This window comes from Streptomyces sp. NPDC058051, from assembly GCF_042885475.1.
Lineage (GTDB): Bacteria > Actinomycetota > Actinomycetes > Streptomycetales > Streptomycetaceae > Streptomyces.
Map to the genome: position 1 here is coordinate 1 of NZ_JBHVRW010000080.1, position 1,494 is coordinate 1,494.

The window sequence follows — 1,494 nt, forward strand, 5'->3', positions numbered from 1 at the left end:
GGCGCAAGCCGCAGGCCCGCACCTCAAAGACCACCACGACCGGACCGAAGACCAGCGCCGCCGCCGCTCTGGCCGCTGCGCCCCGTGACACGGTCGTCGTCGCGCCGAAGACGGTGCGTCCGGCCGCTGATCCGGTGGTGGCCGATGCCCGGGACCGTGCCACCGACATCGCCGATCTCGTCCGGGAGACCGCGCACCGTCAGGTGCAGCAGCTCCTGGCCGACGCTGAGCTCCGGGCCCAGGACCTGCTCGATGCAGCGGACCGCCAGTCAGACGCCGTTCGCGGGGCGGCTGACAGTCACGCCCGCCAGGTGATGAACGATGTCGTCGAAGAGGCAGGACGGCGGTTGCGCGAGTCCACGGCCGACGCCGGTATCACCCGCACCGCAGCGAACCGGGACGCGGACCGGATCCGTGACCAGGCCCGCACCGATGCCAAAGACGCGCGGACGGCGGCACGGGCTCTGTCAGCGCGCAACCGTGCGGAAGCCGCCCGGATCGGCACGGCGATCGAGCAGCGCGCCCAGGCGCAGGCCGAACAGATCCGGTCCGCCGCCGATCGCGAGGCACAGGCGCTCCTGGCCGCCGCCGACGACGAGGCTGCCACGATCCGGGCCATCGCTCAGGGCGTTCTGGACCGGGCAGGTGCGGAGGCTGAACAGCAGCTCGCCTCCGCCCGCACCGACGCCACAGCCGTGCGGGACCTGGCGCAGGCCGAAGCGGCCCAGGTGAGGGAAGAAGCCGAGGAGGCGTCGGCCGGACTGCGCGCATCGACCAGTCAGGAGCTGGAGGCCGTCCGCGCGAAGGCCGCCTCCGAGAGTGAGCAGCAGATGCGAGAGGCCCGCGCGGCTGCCGCCCAGATGCGCGAGGACGCGGCCTGGGAGCAGGGGACGGCCCGTCAGGAAGCCGCCCGTGTCCGGCGCCTGGCCGAAGAGGACGCCAAGCGGCTGCGGGCGACCGCGGCCGAGGACGCCGAACGCACCACCTGCGCCGCCCGCGAGGCTGCCGACCGACTCGTGGAGCGGGCCCGGACGAAGCAGGACGCCGACCTCAAGGCCGCTGAGACCGCCCTCGCGCAGGCCAGGGACAGGGAAGCGGGCGCGGAGGCCACGCTGAAGGCCGCCGACGACGCCCTGGCGGAAGCTGCTGTCCGGATGCAGCGGGCGACCTCACGGACCGAGCAGGCGCTGGAACGCAAGCGTCTGAAGCGCGAGGCCCGTACGGCGAGGCGGGATGAGAAGGACGCCCGGAAGGCGAAGGCCCGTGAGACACGGGCTGTACGCCGGGCCGGGCAGCCGACCGTGACGGACCGGGTCAAGAAGTTCGTCAAGGTGAACGCGGAACGGTTGATGGTGGTCGGTCCGATCACCGCGCCGATGGCGGTCGCGTGGACCGGGCAGGCCGGGTTCGCCGGGGACATCCTCGGCTGGGTCATGCCATTCACGATCCTGTTCGCCGCCGCGTGGGAACTGTCGACGGCGTTCGTCGGGTGGA

General features: G+C 73.0%; 1 pseudogene. It reads left to right on the forward strand.

Annotation, left to right across the window (positions count from 1 at the left end):
* Positions 1–1,494 (forward strand): annotated as a pseudogene (locus tag ACFVUT_RS37675) (hypothetical protein); the annotation flags it as partial.